We start from the raw sequence: 15,907 nt of genomic DNA, 5'->3' as shown, positions 1-15,907 counted from the left end.
TTAACAATTTATCTGACAGACGGGTAGGTCTTTGCTTTCTGTTAAATAAAGTCAAACAGGGAAACAGAACCCACTCTGCTGAACACATTTGAAACGGCGTTCAACGCCAGCTGCTGTTTTTGAAACTCGGTTATCGCCGAGGCGTAATCGAGATCTTCCAGCAGTGACAATGCCGACTTATTCACCAGCTCTTCCTCTGCATGATTGGAGCTGTAGCTTTCGAGGCTTTTGAGATTATTCCCGGCCACCCCTCTGGCCACACTGAGCTGATTCAAGCCGCTATCAACGTTATTCAATAACTGTGCCAACTCAGCTTTTCCTTCCGGGGTATTGACCCGGTTGGGATCCTCCAGCAGATCGATTGCCTGCTGAATGGTATCGAAAATAGGTACCTCGGCATCGGGCTCCATGGTGAAGGAATCCCCGCCAGCCGGCGTGCCGTCCAGCTTCACCTCAATGCCATTGAAACTCACGGGATTACTGGCATCGAAGTTGGCCACATTAGCCACCGCAGTGCCACCCGAGTCCAACACTTCCAAATCAACCCCACCGGCACCATTGTCGGTAAAGTTAAAGGTATAGGTATCGGCCACATGAGCCGCGGGGTCATCTATCTTGGCGCTGAGTACCCTGAAGTCCCCGGTTTGAGAGGCCAAATAATTGACGCCATAGTCACCCAAACCATTGGGCACCTTCATAAAGGCCGAGTCCCCCGGGATGTTGGTGCCCATGGCAACCCCTTGAGCCACCAAGGCGTCACGAACGCCGCTGTCACCGCTGTAAACCATGTTGCCGCTGGCATCGAAGGCAAACGGCTGATTGTCTGTGCTGAATCCGGAGAACAGATAGTTGCCTGACTCATCCTGGGTATTGGCAATACTCATGAGTTCATCCAGACTGCCGCGCAGCTCATCGGCAATCATTTGCCGCTCTGACGGTGCCAGGGTGCCATTTACTGCACGCAACATCTGCTCTCGAATGCTGGTAACCAGAGTTTCGGCACTGCCGAGCTTGCTTTCCGCCATCGACAAATGATTCTTGCTGTAGTCCACATTCTTGAGATATTGCTGCACCAGCGCGTTTTGCTGATAGAGATTGTCTATGCCGATAGCCGCCACAGGATCGTCACCGGCAGTGTTGACCTTTTTACCGCTGGAGAGCTGCTCGAGGATCCTGTTGGTATCCGTTTGCTTCTGCAGAATGCTGTTTAAGTTCTGCTGGTACATCTGTGAAGTTGAAATACGCATCTCTCAAGCTCCTATCGAACCGAACTGAACAAAGTGTCGAACAGGGTATTAGCCGTGGTCATGATCCGTGCCGATGCCTGGTAGGCCTGCTGGAACTGCATCAAGTTGGCCGCCTCTTCGTCCAGATTAACCCCGGATTCCGACTGCACCCTGGCATAGGCCTGGTTGTAAATGGCCTCCGCCGAACCGGCCCTGACCTGGGCGGATTTGGTTTGGCTGCCAATATCCAGCTTGGTCTTTTCAAACACATCTCCCAGGGTCGACTTGCCATTGTTCATTATCTTGCTGTCACTGAGCTTGGCCATGGCCACGGCATTGGTGTTGTCACCCGGCGCAAAGCTGAGATCGAAAGTGAAACTCTCACTGCCGCCACTGCTGCCATCAACTTCGAAGGTAAAGCCAAAGGCGCTGATCTGCGGCGGAGTGCCCGCGGCCGTCCCGGTTGCCAAAGAAGCGCCGTTGACATCAAAGACTTCATAGGTAGGCGGATTGACACTGGTATCCAGGGTGAATGTCAGCTCACTGTCAGTCACGGGGAAGTTAGCCGCGCTTCTATCATCTATGCTGACCAACTTCACTGAAGTGCTGCCTGAATTACCTGTCCCGGCGGTGATTTTCGGCGCCGCAGCGGCAATCCCCTTGGGATCGGACATCACTACACCTATGTTGGCTGCCGCATTGGCGGTTGGCCGTATTTCAAACCTGTCACCGGCGGCCATGGCACCGGCGTCGATATTGATACTGAAACCGTTGGCGCCTTCCAAAGTGTTGCCGTTGAGCGTCAAGTTGGTCACGGCTCCCGTCTTCATATCCTTGAGTTCATAAGTACCGGCGCTGGTATAGTTCAGCTCATAACTGCTGCCGGACAGGGCGCCGACATCATCGATATTAACGCTCAAGGAAGCTGTGCCCGGATTACCCGAATAGGCGCCGACACGGCCGGCGGCAATCACAGGGTCATTGATATCGGTAAAAATAGGTTGTCCCAGCTCGCCATTGAGATCGAAGCCCTGGGACTGCATCTCGTTAAAGGCATCGGCAATCCCCAGCGCCAACTGCCCCAGCTCATGGCTGGCGGGCATCAGGGTGTTGTCACGAAAATCAAATAAGGCGCCCAGTTGACCACCGAGCTTGGCGGGGTCTGCCTTTAATTCACTGCCACCAAGGCTATAGGTCAGCTCAGGCTCGTTGGGGAAGGGGTCACCTGTGGTCACGCCCATAGTCATGGCCACTTCACCGGATACCAGCATAAAGGAGCTGCCCAGCATGATGGAGCGGGCACCGTTTTCCAGCGGGATCACATTGACTTCCGCATATTGGCTCAATTCCTGGATCAGGGCATCTTGCTTATCCAGCAGCTGCGCATCGTTCCCCGGCGTCTTCATCAGTTCAAGATTGATCTGCGCCATCTCTTTACTGATCTCATTGATCCTGGTGGTAATGCTTTCAATCTGATCATTGGTTTGCTGCACCTGACCACTCAGATGGCTCTGCATCTGATTGAGATTCTGCGCCAGTTGCGAGGCCGAGTTGAGCACAGAGCCGCGGATCCCCAGATCCGATGGCAGGTCAGCCAAGCTGTTGAGGCCGGAGAAAAAGTCATTCAATGAGGCTGGCACCGCCTTGCCTATCTGGGAAAACAGCTGATCCAATTCGCTGAGCTTGGTGTAGCTGGCCTCGGCGGCACTGAGCCCTGTTTGGCCGATACGCAGCTCTCTGGCGGCATAATCGTTGTAAATACGCTTAACTTCCTGCACATAGGTACCTGTGCCATAGAAGTTATTGCCAAGACGCATTGAGGTGGAGGTGCCTTGAATTGCCACCTGACGGTGATAGCCTTCGGTATTGACGTTGGCAATATTGTTACTGGTCACTCCCAATTGTGATTGGGCGGCCAGGATCCCGCTGCGGGCTATACTGAACAGATCCATAGACATGGGTTATCGCTCCTGCACCTTTACTGGCCCGGCTTTGAGCCGAACTCCTGCAACAATTGGCCAAAATCAGCCTTGATGGTATCCAGCACTTTCATCACCTTGTTGACATATTGAGGATCCGTGGCGTATCCCGCCTCGGCCAGTGCCTTGATAAATTCGCCGGGATTGGCGGCCATCTTGCGCGCCTGGCTATAACGATCGTTGTCGGAAATAAAGCTGACAAAGTCGTTAAAGCTCTGCTCAAAACTGTCATACACCCGGAAGTCCGCCTTTTGCCGCACAGCTGTGCCCTGCTCATATTCCAGGGTAGACACTGCCGCTTTCTCGCCCTGCCAACGCCTGTCGGCCTTGATGTTGAACAGGTTGTTGCTGGACTCGCCTTTATGGCCACGGACCATTTTCTGGCCCCAGCCGGTTTCCAGAGCCGATTGCGCCAGCAGCACTTCGGGTTGAGTCCCCAAAGCATCGGCAGCGGCCTTTGCATGGGGATAAAGCTGTCTGACAAACTCTTCCTGGCTGCCAATTGCCGGCCGCGCCTGCCGCCATGACGGCAATACTTTGCCGCTCAATACCTGCTGCAGGCTGTCATTGCTTGGCAGCGCGGAGGCTTTGGCCGCTGCTGCTTCAACACCGGATATCTTCTCCGTCTGGCCGCCGTTTAAGGCCGCGACGCTGCGGTTATCGACATCACCGCGGAGCACTGAGGCCGGGGTAATACCGGAGTTTTCAGGTGACAACTGCTGCACCATGAGATCCGCCAGCCCCAACATACCTTTGGACGACAGCTCCACCGACATCTGCTGATCGTGCATCTGCTCGTAGAACTTGGTGTACTGGCTGTTCATCGGGCTGTCGGATTCAAATATCGCATTGGCATCACGCATGCTTTTCATCAACATCTGCACAAAGATGCCTTCAAACTGCTGCGCGACTTCTTTAAGCGCCGCCTTTTGATCCTGCTGCGCCTGGGCTCTGAGCTTGTCCAGCCCACCGAGATCCAGAAATTGCGAAGCATCAGCCATTTTGTTCATAGTCGATAAACCAATGTGCCATTAATCAGATGATGATGAGTTCACCATGCAAAGCCCCTGCCATCTTTAAGGCTTCGAGGATGGCCAACACATCCGATGGCGCCGCGCCGACCATATTCACCGCCCGCACCAACTCATCGAGGGAAGTGCCCGGGTTGAACATAAACATACGTCTATTGTCCTGAGCCACATCTATGGTGCTGTTGCTGGTCACCGCAGTCTGGCCACCGGCCAGGGCATTGGGTTGGGAAACCTGAGTCGCTTCGGCGATGGTGACGGTAAGGCCGCCATGGGTCACAGCCGCCGGCAGGAGTTTAACGTCCTTGCCGACCACTATGGTGCCGGTGCGGGAGTTGACTATCACCTTGGCCGATTCATCGGCAGGCTCAACCTGAATATTTTCCAGGGTGGCCAGAAACGATACCCGCTGCGACACATCTCTGGGGGCACTGACCTGAATGGAAGAAGCATCGAGCGCCCGTGCCATACCCGGGCCGAGTAAGCCATTAATGGCATCTGCGGTGCGCTTGGCGGTGGAGAAATCGGCTCTGTGCAGGTTAAAAGTCAGGTGATCGCCATTACCGAAGGGGCTGGCCACTTCACGCTCGACTATGCCGCCGTTGGGAATGCGGCCCACGGTTGGCGTGTTCTGGATCACCTTGGAGCCATCAAGCCCCTCGGCGCTGAAACCGCTGACCACCAGACTGCCCTGGGCGATGGCGTAAACATTGCCGTCCACCCCTTTAAGGAAGGTCTGCAGCAGAGTGCCGCCGCGCAGGCTCTTGGCTTCACCCAGGCTCGATACCGTCACATCCAGGGTTTGTCCCGGCTTGATAAAGGGTGGCATATCGGCATGCACTGCCACCACGGCAATATTCTTGATCTTGGGCCTGAAGTTATCCGGCAAATTGATGCCGAAATTCTTCAGCATGGTCTTGAAGGTCTGCTCCGTGTAACGGGTCTTCTCCCCGGTGCCCGGCAAACCGACCACCAGACCGTAGCCTATCAACTGGTTATCCCTGACCCCTTGGATATCGGCGATATCCTTGATGCGCTCGGCCTGTCCCGGCAGGGAAACCAGCAAACAGGCAAGTGCCATGATTAATTTGATTTTCATGAGCTTATCCTCAGAAAGGCCACCAGTCAGAGAGGAAGAACTGGCTCAGCCAGCCCACCTTTTGCGAATCGGCAAAGGTGCCGGTACCGCTGTATTGAATACGGGCATTGGCGACTTTGGGCGAATCTATGGTGTTCTCGGGAGTAATATCCTGCGGCCGAATAATGCCGGTTACCCGGATAAACTCGTCGCCATTATTGATGGTGATCCACTTTTCACCGCGAATAACCAGGTTGCCATTGCCCAGCACCTGCATCACATTGGCCGAGATCTGCCCGGAGAGACTGTTGCTCTGATCGGCATCGGCCTCACGATTGGTATCCATGCTGTCGCCGTAACGGAAATCCAGCGGATTGCCCTTGATGGTGACATTGCTGCCGCCCATATAGAGCGGGTTCACCGACATGTCCGAGCCTTTCTTGATCTTGTTACCGACGCTTTTCTTCGCCTGGGTCGACTCCACCAGCACCACAGTGATGATGTCCCCTACCCTGTGCGCCCGCAGATCCGAGTAAAGCGAAGACGCCTGGCTATCCTGATAAATAGAGCCGGTCGGCGCTATCCGGGTCGGCGGTGCTTCGGGATACACAGGCGCATAATAGGGATCATCGGCTATGGGTTTATTCTGGGTAGCAGTGCAAGCCCCCAGAAACAAAGCCGGAATGATAAGGAACAAGGGTTTCATCACATCACCTCATCACAGATTCTGGTTCACGTAGGCCAGCATCTGGTCTACGGCCGAAATGACTTTGGAGTTCATTTCGTAGATCCGCTGACTCTCAATCAGGTTAACCAGCTCTTCGGTCACGTTAACGTTGGAGGTTTCCAGCGAGCCCTGACGAATGGAGCCCAAACCGTCAAGCGAAGCCGTGCCCTGAATTGGGGTACCGCTGGCGCCCGTCTCCAGATAGAGGTTTTGCCCTATGGGATCCAGGCCGGACGGATTGATGAAATCAGAGATGGTCAGCTGGCCCACCACCTGGTTTTCGGCGGCACCCGGGGTTTTAACCGACACTTCACCTTCGGCGGAAACGGTAATACTGGTGGCATCGTCCGGAATGGTAATGGCAGGCTGCAGCACATAGCCGGCGCCGGAAGTCACTATCTGGCCGGTATCATCCAGAGTGAACTGGCCGTTGCGAGTGTAGGCAGTGGTGCCGTCCGGCAGCTGGATTTCAAAGAATCCCGGGCCTTCAATCATCATGTCCAGCGCGTTATCTGTGGTTTGCAGATTCCCCTGGGAGAAAATCTTCTGGGTGGCCACTACCTTGGTACCTGCGCCCAGGTTAAGGCCATTGGGCAGCTTGGTGTTGGAAGCACTGATACCACCGGCCTGATTGACCGTCTGATACAGTAAGTCTTCAAATATCGCCCGGCCCTTTTTGTAGCCTATGGTGCTGGCATTAGCGACGTTATTTGAAATCACCGAGATGTCTGTTTGCTGGGCATCTAGCCCAGTCTTACTTATCCATAACGCGGGATGCATATCAATTACTCCTAGCTAATGCGCATCAATGAAGCGGACGACTTGTCGTTCTCTTCTGCGGTTTTCATCATTTTTACCTGCAGCTCAAACTGACGTTGCAGCTCAATCAGGTTGACCATTTCATCCACGGCATTGACATTGCTGCCTTCCACAGCGCCACTTTCCACATTCACAAAGGGATCGGCGGCGGCCGGATTGCCGTCCAGAGTGCGGAACAAACCATCTTCACCGCGCATCAGATTCTGATTGCCCGGGTTGACCAGCTTGATGCGGCCCACCTCTTCAATCACCTCTGCGGTTGCGCCCTGGGGACGAATGGAGATGGTGCCGTCGGTGGCAATCTGGATTTTGTCTATCGGCAACGGCAGCACTATCGGGCCGTTATCGCCCATTACCGGGTTGCCCCTGTCGTTACGCAGTAAACCTGTGGTGTCAAAACTCAGACTGCCGGAGCGGGTATAGGCCTCGCTGCCATCGGCTGCCTGCACCGCAATCCAGCCTTGATCTTTGATGGCTATGTCCAGATCCCGCCCGGTCGATTTGATAGGACCGGACTGAAAGTTGGCCGAGGGCGACTCTGTCATGGCAAACACCCGGGTCGGCAATCCTTCACCGAAGGCTTGCATAGCACGGGCCTGAGCCATGTCTGACTTGAAACCATCTGTGTTGGCATTGGCCAGGTTGTTACCCCGAACCGCCAGCGCATTCATGTTTTGTTTGGCGCCAGTCATGGCGACATAGAGAAGTTTGTCCACCTGCTGCTCCGTCAATCTTTTTACCTATTCAGGTAAAAGCAAACATCGTGCCAATAAAATGAGCAATCGAGCGCAGTGACAACAGAAGAACTTCAGTAACTTGGGGGTGTGTACAGGGAGAAGCGGCAAGACATTGCCGTAGCGGCAATGTCTTGCGCAGGAAGGATTAGCGGATCTGCAGCACTGTCTGCTGCAGTGTATTGTTCACTTCCAGAGTACGGGAGTTGGCCTGGAAGTTACGCTGAGCCGAAATCAGGTCCACCAGCTCAGTGGTCAGGTCGACGTTGGCCTGTTCCAGCGTTGAGGAACGGATACTGCCGAACACGCCACTGTTGGCCTCACCGGCCAGCGCTGCACCTGAGTCCAGGCTCGCTTTCCAGGAGGTGTTACCTACCTGGCTCAGACCCTGTTCATTGGAGAAACGCGCCAGTGCCACCCGCGCCAAAGGCACGGTCGAGCCATTGCTGTATTTCGCTGAGATCAACCCGTCTGTACCCACTTCCACATTGGTCAGACGACCCACAGTCACCCCATCCTGCGTCAATTCAGTGGCGTTGAACTTTTCCGAGAACTGGGTCGGGTTGTTGAAGTCTATGGTTATTGTCTGGGTTCCGTCCGCCGCAGGGCCGAGAACATTGGCACCGCCAACACCCAACTGCTCTGTGGTGATCACCGCAGGATCTGAACCTATGTAACCGCCGACATCGTTGAACTTGAGCACTGCGCCAGTCCAGCCACCAGCAGTTTGCGCTGTGCCTGTACCATCCGGGTTACCGTCACCATCAGTATCTGTCTGGTAGCTGCCAGCGGCGCCGCCCAGATTGACCGGCTTGTCGTCGATAGCATAATAAGCCACCCAGTTACTCTCGCCCGTGTAGGCGCCATTGTCCGGACGCACAAAATAGGTGGTCAAGGTGTGGGAGTTACCCAGGGAGTCATAAATGGTCACTGCGGTTGAGTTGTTGAAAGTGTCTGACTTGGATGGGTCAAACAGCGCCGGATCTTTGGTGGTCTGGGTGGAATCCAGGTTCATGCTGATGCCGACATTATTGGTCTTCTGCGGGCTACCGGCAGTATCCGGGATCTGCACCGGCTTGGTAGTGGTCAAACTCACAGAGGTGGAGTTGCCGTCTTTATCGACAGGGAAGCTCTGCAGGAAGTTACCTGCGGCATCGACCAGGAAACCGTTTTCATCACGCTTGAAGGCACCGGCGCGGGTGAAAGAGTAATCCTGACTGCCCACATTGGGAGAGGTCACGAAGAAACCGCCACCGTTGATCGCCAAATCCAACGCATTGTTGGTGGAGTTCAGGTTACCCTGGTGGAACTGCTGCGCCACCTGAGTGGTGGTCACACCGCCGCCCACAGTGGTTCTGCCGTTGGAGAAAATCGAGCTGGCGTAAACATCGGCAAACTCGGCCCGGGATTCTTTAAAGCCGACGGTATTGACGTTGGCAATATTGTTGGCTGTGGTATTGAGATCTTTCTGCGCCGCAGCAATCCCACTCAGAGCAATGTTAAAAGACATAATTCACCTCATGATTTTCAGATACTGTCCGGCGCAGCCGGGGCAGAAACAGAATTAAACTTCGGAAACAGCCAGCACGTCGGCCAGTCTGATCCCGCCAATACCTCTTAAGTTCAACACGGCACCACTGGCCGAGTTGAGCGATACACTGGTCACGTGGGCATAGGCACTGACAATAAGATCCTGGGACTTGCCATCGACAACCCCACTGGCCTTCATGGTGTAGATACCAGCCTCAACGGGTTTACCGTCCTTATCCAGGCCGTCCCATTCCACGTCTATGTTGCCGCCGGCACTGCCATCCACATCAAAGGTCTTGATTACCTGGCCGGCTTCATCCTCAACTGTCACCTTGATGGAAGGCATTTTCTCTGGCGATGTGATCACCCCTTTGAGGGTCGGGTCTTCCTCGGAAACATAGCCGGTGCCCGCCGGGATCAACACTTTCTGCCCCACCAGGCCAGATGCCTGCAAAGCCTGACTCGAGGTCATTACCGTGTTGAGGTTAACTATCTCCTCGTTGAGCTTGGAGATACCATCCACGGTAGAAAACGAAGCCATCTGGGCAATCATCTGGTCGTTGTCCACAGGCTTGAAAGGATCCTGCATCGACAACTGCCTACTCAGCAGCGAGAAGAAATCTTCCTGGGTCAGCTGCTGGTTATTGCTCTTCTTGGTCTCCGAACCCCCTTTGACACTTATGCTGTCGAGGAAGGGGTTAACTGAACTTACACTCATGGGCTATGTCTCCCTTTATTTGCCCATTCTCAGGGTCTGCTGCAGCATGGACTTGGCTGCATCGGCCACCTGGACGTTCATCTGATAGGAGCGGGAGGCGGAAATCATATCGGCCATCTCTTCCACTACATTGACATTGGGTTTGTAGATAAAACCATCGGCATCGGCCATGGGATGATCCGGCGAATACTCTTTCAACAAGGGTTTATCGCTTTCCACTATGCCCTTAACCTTTACCGCAGCGCCTTGCTGCTGTTGACCATTGGCCTTGGCCAGCTCGGCCTCAAAAATGGGATGCCGCGCCTTGTAGGTCTTATCGATACTGGAAGAGACGGAATCTGCGTTGGCTATGTTACTGGCTGTGGTGTTCAAGCGCACAGACTGCGCCGACATTCCCGACCCCGCAACATTGAAGATATTGTACAAGCTCATGATTAATCTCCTTTCAATGCCTTTTTCATCCCGGCGAACTTACCGTCGAGGAACCCAAGCGACATCTGATATTCAAGCGCATTTTGCATAAAGGCCTGCTGCTCTTTTTGCATATCGACAGTATTGCCGTCACCCGTGTCCGGTTGATCCGGTACCCGATACTGCACATGCTGGGCTGTCAGCGCCTTGAGGTCGAAATGCTTTTCAGAAGTTGCCGCCATACTCATCCCCTGTTGCCGCCCTTTTGCCGCCTGCAACGCCGAGGAAAAATCAACATCCCGAGCCTTATAATGTGGGGTATCGGCATTGGCTATATTGCTGGCAAGCACTTCGGCACGCTGGGCGCGAATACCCAGAGTGTATTGATGTATGCCAAGGGCCTTATCGAAACTGATCGCCATAAAACCGCCTCCTCCAATGACTCGACAAAAACAAAGCAAGCTTTGTGCCAGATGTAGAGTGGAGGGTAACAGATACCAAGATGATGGCCGTAAGGGTGAAAGGTAAAACAGAAAAGGCCCGTCCAAGTTGACGAGCCTTTCAAACTATTTAATTAAAAATCAAATGGTTAGTTGGTTAATTTTTCTTTTGATAATAGATGCCTGGGTTACAGCGAACCATGTCGAATTCATCGGTCAACCCGGCAATCGATTCACTGGCGCCCAAAAACAGTATCCCCTTGGGATTAAGGGCGGCAGCAAATTGCCGCAGTATTTTTGCCTTTGCCTCCGGCGCAAAATAGATAAGCACGTTGCGGCAAAAGATGATGTCGAACTTGCCAAGCAAGGTGTAGCTTTCAAGCAGGTTGTGGGCCCGAAAACTCACCAAACGGCGCACATTGTCTTTAACCCGCATATTGCCGTTGGGCAGGGCTTCAAAAAACTGACGCTTGCGCTCTTCAGACAGGCCGCGGGCCAACGCCAGCTTATCGTACTCGGCGTTTTTACAACGCTCCAGCATGGATGGTGACAAATCTGTGGCCTGAATCATGGCGCCACCCGGCAAAGCCCCCGGTTTACGCTGCTGATATTCAAGCACTGTCATCGCCAGTGAATAGGGTTCCTGGCCGGATGAACAGGCTGCCGACCAAATCTTCAACGGCCGCCCCAGCTTGGCATAACCGGGCAACAATGTATTGCCGAGCAGGTCAAAAGGATACTTGTCCCGAAACCAGAGGGTTTCGTTGGTGGTCATGGCATCGACGACTTCAGCGCGTAACTGACGCTCGGTGGGCCGCATCGACTGCTTAACTACGTCCGACAGGGATGGCAAGCCATATTTCCCCATCAAAGGCGCCAAACGGCTGCGAACCAAATACTGTTTGTTCTCACCCAATACAATGCCACTGTGCTGTTCAAGAAACAGCCTGAATTGATTGTACTCAGTTTCTGCGAGAGATTTATCTGGCACCTTAGTGTCCTAACTATCCGTGAAAACGTCGCTGCAACTCAATGCAGCGCCATTTAAAAACTGGGTCAGCGTTATACCCCAGCCCCATTTGCAACACAAGACATCAAACTCACTATAGTCATAAAAATCCACAGCAGACAGCGACTATAAACTCAGATGCTTGTTAACTGCCGATGCCAATTCATCGGGGTTGAACTTGGCAATAAAATCGTTGGCGCCCACTTTTTGCACCATGGCCTGGTTGAACACCCCACTCAACGAGGTATGCAACACCACCTTGATATGTTTCAGCTTGGGATCATCACGGATCTCGGCGGTCAGGGTGTAGCCATCCATTTCCGGCATCTCAATGTCTGAAATAATCAGCGGGATCTCATCGGCGACATTGTCCATCTCCGACGCGATGCTTTTCAACTTATCCAGCGCTTCCCGGCCATCTTTGGCAGTATCTATCTGCAGGTTCAACGAAGACAGCGCCCGAATGATCTGCTTACGGGCCACTGAAGAGTCGTCAATCACCATAATATGATAGTGCTGCTCTCTGTCGATTGTGAGAGATTCATCGATTTCCTGACTGATGTCTGTCTTAACCGGCGAAATTTCATCGAGAATTTTCTCAACATCGAGAATTTCAACCAACTCACCTTCGATTTCGGTCACCGCGGTCAGATAAGAGTATCGCCCTGCCCCTTCCGGTGGCGGCATGATGGACTCCCAGTTCATATTGATGATCCGCTCGACAGACTTCACCAGGAAGCCCTGCACGCTGCGGTTGTACTCGGAAATAATGATGAAGCAATCCTTGACATCATCTATGGGTTTGCCGCCGGTCGCCGCACTGAGGTCGATAACCGACACTGTGGTGCCGCGAATATGGGCCACGCCCTTAACGAAGGAGTTCAACTTGGGCAGTGCCGTCAGCGGTGGGCACTGCAGAACCTCTTTAACCTTGAACACGTTGATCCCGAACCTTTGCCTGCCGTTGAGTTTAAACAACAGAAGTTCGAGACGGTTTTGTCCGACCAGTTGAGTGCGCTTGTTGACTGATTCAAGAATGCTCGACATAAGGCTGCCTTGTTGTCTTTGTATTGATAAATACCTGCTGTCACGCAGACAGGCATACTATTTGCTTTGTCCAAGACACTGGGTCTCAGTCAAATTTCTGACTAAACCTGTGGTGAAGCCAGCACTGGGATCCGCGAATCATTGAAAGTATAGGTGTAATCTGGCGAGACAAGCTAGCCCGTTCATTATGAAAGTAAATTTTGCGTACATTTTGGCTACAATTTTAATGCCCATCCCAGCGGTGGCGGCAGAGAATAGCTTTGTTCCCAGTATATCGGCCGTAGAAAGCCTGGCTAAAGAGGCAGTTGCCAAAAAAGTGCTGGCGGCCGAGAATGCTCAAATAACCATCACGCCGCAACGACTGGATTCCAGGCTCACGCCCCCCAGATGCAATTCGCCTTTGACGGCTGAACTTGCCAGCGACAGAGAGATAAGCCGCAACAATACGGTACGCATAGGTTGTAACAGTCCGGAGCTCAGCTACCCGTGGCAAATCTATGTCTCGGTGCGGGTGGATATCAGTTACCCTGTGGTAGTAGCTACCCAGACACTGGCCCCGGGCACTGTGCTTGGGCCGGAAAATCTGGCGCTGCGTTACATAGATGAAACCAGTTTGCGCGGCGCGCAATTTGACGATATAGCCACAGTCACAGGTACCCGCCTCAAACGGCGCATAGCCAAAGACTATCCGGTATTTGCCGCCAATCTCTGCTTTGTCTGCAAAGGTGACAGAGTCTCCATCTATGCCCGTAACGAGAAGTTTCAAATAAAAACTGTTGGTGAAGCCCTGCATGATGGTAACCTTGGGGAACAGATTCGGGTAAAAAACACTCGCTCAGACAAAGTGTTGGAGGCTACTGTCACCAATGTGGGCGAAGTGGAAGTTCGAATGTAAAAAATGCTAAAGTTCCCCTTGGCGGTGCCGATAAGACAGCAAGGTAATCAGAGAAAAGGCTGGAGCCGAGATGGCTATGGATATTAAACAACTGCAAAATCAACCCAGGGTGAACACAGGTTCAGTCCCCAAGAACACAGCTCAGAGCAGCCAAACAGCTCAGCAAGGTGCTGCTCCGCAGAAAGCTGACTCTGTTGTGGTGTCACAACAGGCGCAGCAACTGCAAGGAGTACAGAGTAAAATGGCCTCCCTGCCAGAAATAGATCAAAAGAAGATCACCGAAATTAAATTGGCGATCGCCGAAGGCAGATATAAGGTTGACCCGGAAAAACTGGCAGCCAACATATCTCAATTCGAATCAGAACTGAACGAACTCAATAAAGGGTCCTGATGCCTGATACCCCGGATATCACCAGCCTGATAGCACAGCAGACGACTCAACTCGAGCGTCTGCTGAACTTGATTGAGCAGGAAAAAAACGCCCTGCTGGATCGCAATGCCGATAATCTGCTGCAACTGGCCAAAGACAAGGGCGACCTGCTCAATGAGGTCAAAGCGGTAGATGAGGCGCTCTCTTCTCATCCTGAACAAGCCAAACTCAGTCAGCCACTATTGGCCGAACAGGTCAGTGAAGCTCGCGAGCTATTGGCTGCTTGCCAACTGCGCAATCAGGAAAATGCCGGCCTGATAGAGCTGAGCATGGCCAGTATCAACCGCCTGGCGCAAGCGCTGCAGGTCAGCCGTAACGCCTCCAGCCTGACCTATGACGGCAAGGGCAAAACCTCAACCATCGCCACCCTGGGCAACGATCTCAAGGCTTGATTAAAACCCTACTGCTGTTGCTTATAGCTTATCGCGTAAGCTCAACCCTTTAGTGAGAATCACCGCCTGTGCCCCCTGCCCTAGTTTGAACTCAAGGTGGTTACTCAGGGCTCTCAACCCGGAACGCAAAGCTCAGCCCTCAATTCAGCAACGCATCTTAAGCCATAACAGGCCACAAAAAAGCAGCCAAACAAGGCTGCTTTTTACTTATGCCAATTGAAGGTGCGAGCCACTCTCTACAAAATTTACAAAAGTGAACGCCGCGGGGACTTATTCTCACTTTCCTAAAAATAAGTGATCTCTTTGACTCGCTGGGGGCGATTTTGCTGCTGATACAGATCCCACACCCGGGCGAAATCCAGCTCCAGTTCGGTCACATAATGATCTCCGGCCGGATAACTGCGCACCACCTTGGCGCCGCGGATCACTCCGGAAACCGAGGCCTGGATATTATCGCCTTTCAGCATCCAGTCACTGACTTTGCTGTCGGCCGACAATCGCTGACCATAGACTTGTTCGGCCAATTCCCGATAAGCGGCAATCTTGGATGCCTGCATCGCCATCAGCACCTTTTGCGACTGTTCCTTGGCCGGTTGGCTGGCCAGCGGGGCATAGCCTATTGCCGTCAACTTGGGAAAACTGCTCGGCGCCTCAGTCTCCCACTGCACATATCTGTCCTTATCGGCGCAGCCACCCAGAATTAGCGCCAGCGCCAGCGTGGCCAATGACAGTGTTTTGTTCCAATGCTTCATTACTTGTCTCCCACTATCCGGCCCTTATCCTCACCACGGCTTTCGTAGCGATAAAGCAGCCCTTCTTTTGACACCACCTTATTGGATGGTGCCAGGTAGCCGGGCAGCTCTTGCTCCTGTACCCGCACACCGGCTGCCGAAAGCACCCGGTTGTTGTTGACGTTGACAATTCGGCTGTTGAACAGCATTTCACCTTTGGCCTGACTCATGCTGGTGACCAGTACATGTTCCACCGCAATATCGGTCGGCAGTTGCTGCCAATCACGGGTAAGGATGAAATCCCCCTGTGGCGTTACCCGCACCGCATCGGCCAGGTTCAAATCCACCAGGTTAAAACCGCGCTGATGAAAGGCCGTCATCAGCCCCTGCTGCAGTTGTGAAGCGAGCGCATTGCTGCTCTGCATGTCTTCCACCATCACAGGTGTCATCACCAATAGCGGCTGGGTCGGCTTGAGAGCGTCATTATGAGCTACCAACTCATCAACCAACTGCTGCGCCAATAGATTGACTGGCGCCGCTTGCGACTTGACCTGGGCCTGCTGTTGCGGCGAAGTCATGCTGCAAGCAGGCAGCAAGAGTAAAGGCAATATACACAGGGCTTTATACATAATATCCATCCCACTGGTACCCTGGCGGGCACTTGCTTTATTGAGGAACCTGGCGACTCTTGGACCTGGCATGAACCTTGACCG

General features: G+C 53.3%; 18 protein-coding genes. 3 read left to right on the top strand and 15 right to left on the bottom strand.

The features are described from left to right. Nucleotides 1-41: 41 nt before the first annotated feature. The 13 genes from flgL to ACWAU4_RS07550 form a co-directional block, all read right to left on the bottom strand. Complete coding sequence (gene flgL / locus ACWAU4_RS07610) at nt 42-1,247, bottom strand: flagellar hook-associated protein FlgL (protein WP_045282489.1); 1,206 nt, start codon at nt 1,245-1,247, stop codon at nt 42-44. Nucleotides 1,248-1,258: 11 nt separating this feature from the next. Continuing rightward, entirely contained in the window at nt 1,259-3,184 is a 1,926-nt protein-coding gene (gene flgK, locus ACWAU4_RS07605) for a flagellar hook-associated protein FlgK (protein ID WP_044734076.1), read from the bottom strand. A gap of 20 nt (nt 3,185-3,204) precedes the next feature. Then, the gene (gene flgJ, locus ACWAU4_RS07600) at nt 3,205-4,215 is read right to left on the bottom strand and encodes a flagellar assembly peptidoglycan hydrolase FlgJ (RefSeq protein ID WP_454290519.1); all 1,011 of its coding nucleotides are present in this window, start codon (nt 4,213-4,215) and stop codon (nt 3,205-3,207) included. A 25-nt stretch (nt 4,216-4,240) separates the two neighbouring features. Beyond that, nucleotides 4,241-5,332: a flagellar basal body P-ring protein FlgI gene (locus ACWAU4_RS07595; RefSeq protein WP_025011052.1), complete on the bottom strand. Its 1,092-nt coding sequence runs from the start codon at nt 5,330-5,332 to the stop codon at nt 4,241-4,243. Nucleotides 5,333-5,342: 10 nt separating this feature from the next. Next, the gene (gene flgH / locus ACWAU4_RS07590) at nt 5,343-6,017 is read right to left on the bottom strand and encodes a flagellar basal body L-ring protein FlgH (RefSeq protein ID WP_025011051.1); all 675 of its coding nucleotides are present in this window, start codon (nt 6,015-6,017) and stop codon (nt 5,343-5,345) included. Nucleotides 6,018-6,029: 12 nt separating this feature from the next. Then, nucleotides 6,030-6,818: a flagellar basal-body rod protein FlgG gene (gene flgG, locus ACWAU4_RS07585; RefSeq protein ID WP_025011050.1), complete on the bottom strand. Its 789-nt coding sequence runs from the start codon at nt 6,816-6,818 to the stop codon at nt 6,030-6,032. Nucleotides 6,819-6,829: 11 nt separating this feature from the next. Continuing rightward, a complete protein-coding gene (flgF, locus tag ACWAU4_RS07580) occupies nt 6,830-7,573 on the bottom strand; it encodes a flagellar basal-body rod protein FlgF (protein WP_028779120.1) in 744 nt (247 codons plus the stop codon). Between the two features lie 166 nt (nt 7,574-7,739). Beyond that, nucleotides 7,740-9,101: a flagellar hook protein FlgE gene (flgE, locus tag ACWAU4_RS07575; RefSeq protein ID WP_107111811.1), complete on the bottom strand. Its 1,362-nt coding sequence runs from the start codon at nt 9,099-9,101 to the stop codon at nt 7,740-7,742. A 54-nt stretch (nt 9,102-9,155) separates the two neighbouring features. Then, nucleotides 9,156-9,839 (bottom strand): flagellar hook assembly protein FlgD, encoded by a 684-nt coding sequence (gene flgD / locus ACWAU4_RS07570; protein ID WP_107111812.1) that lies wholly within the window; start codon nt 9,837-9,839, stop codon nt 9,156-9,158. 15 nt (nt 9,840-9,854) lie between these two features. Further along, nucleotides 9,855-10,271, bottom strand: coding sequence for a flagellar basal body rod protein FlgC (gene flgC / locus ACWAU4_RS07565; RefSeq protein ID WP_025011047.1), 417 nt, complete (start codon nt 10,269-10,271; stop codon nt 9,855-9,857). A gap of 2 nt (nt 10,272-10,273) precedes the next feature. Further along, on the bottom strand, nt 10,274-10,672 hold the full coding sequence (flgB, locus tag ACWAU4_RS07560) for a flagellar basal body rod protein FlgB (RefSeq protein WP_025011046.1): 399 nt from the start codon (nt 10,670-10,672) through the stop codon (nt 10,274-10,276). Nucleotides 10,673-10,847: 175 nt separating this feature from the next. Then, nucleotides 10,848-11,681 (bottom strand): CheR family methyltransferase, encoded by an 834-nt coding sequence (locus ACWAU4_RS07555; RefSeq protein ID WP_025889999.1) that lies wholly within the window; start codon nt 11,679-11,681, stop codon nt 10,848-10,850. A gap of 144 nt (nt 11,682-11,825) precedes the next feature. Next, complete coding sequence (locus tag ACWAU4_RS07550; protein ID WP_025011045.1) at nt 11,826-12,746, bottom strand: chemotaxis protein CheV; 921 nt, start codon at nt 12,744-12,746, stop codon at nt 11,826-11,828. A gap of 187 nt (nt 12,747-12,933) precedes the next feature. On the opposite strand from ACWAU4_RS07550, the gene flgA reads away from it, so the two are divergent. From flgA to ACWAU4_RS07535, 3 genes are all read left to right on the top strand, one after another. Continuing rightward, on the top strand, nt 12,934-13,641 hold the full coding sequence (flgA, locus tag ACWAU4_RS07545) for a flagellar basal body P-ring formation chaperone FlgA (protein ID WP_025011044.1): 708 nt from the start codon (nt 12,934-12,936) through the stop codon (nt 13,639-13,641). Between the two features lie 70 nt (nt 13,642-13,711). Continuing rightward, a complete protein-coding gene (flgM, locus tag ACWAU4_RS07540) occupies nt 13,712-14,032 on the top strand; it encodes a flagellar biosynthesis anti-sigma factor FlgM (protein WP_025011043.1) in 321 nt (106 codons plus the stop codon). Beyond that, entirely contained in the window at nt 14,032-14,463 is a 432-nt protein-coding gene (locus tag ACWAU4_RS07535; protein WP_190535251.1) for a flagella synthesis protein FlgN, read from the top strand. The genes flgM and ACWAU4_RS07535 overlap by 1 nt, the downstream gene beginning before the upstream one ends. 284 nt (nt 14,464-14,747) lie before the next feature. On the opposite strand, the gene ACWAU4_RS07530 is transcribed toward ACWAU4_RS07535, so the two are convergent. Together ACWAU4_RS07530 and ACWAU4_RS07525 are read right to left on the bottom strand one after the other, a co-directional pair. Next, entirely contained in the window at nt 14,748-15,215 is a 468-nt protein-coding gene (locus tag ACWAU4_RS07530; RefSeq protein ID WP_051472584.1) for an LPP20 family lipoprotein, read from the bottom strand. Then, nucleotides 15,215-15,832, bottom strand: coding sequence for a FlgO family outer membrane protein (locus tag ACWAU4_RS07525; RefSeq protein ID WP_243880067.1), 618 nt, complete (start codon nt 15,830-15,832; stop codon nt 15,215-15,217). The genes ACWAU4_RS07530 and ACWAU4_RS07525 overlap by 1 nt, the downstream gene beginning before the upstream one ends. Nucleotides 15,833-15,907: the final 75 nt, after the last annotated feature.

It is taken from the genome of Shewanella sp. FeAMO (assembly GCF_053653955.1).
This window is presented reverse-complemented; position numbering and strand designations above follow the sequence as displayed.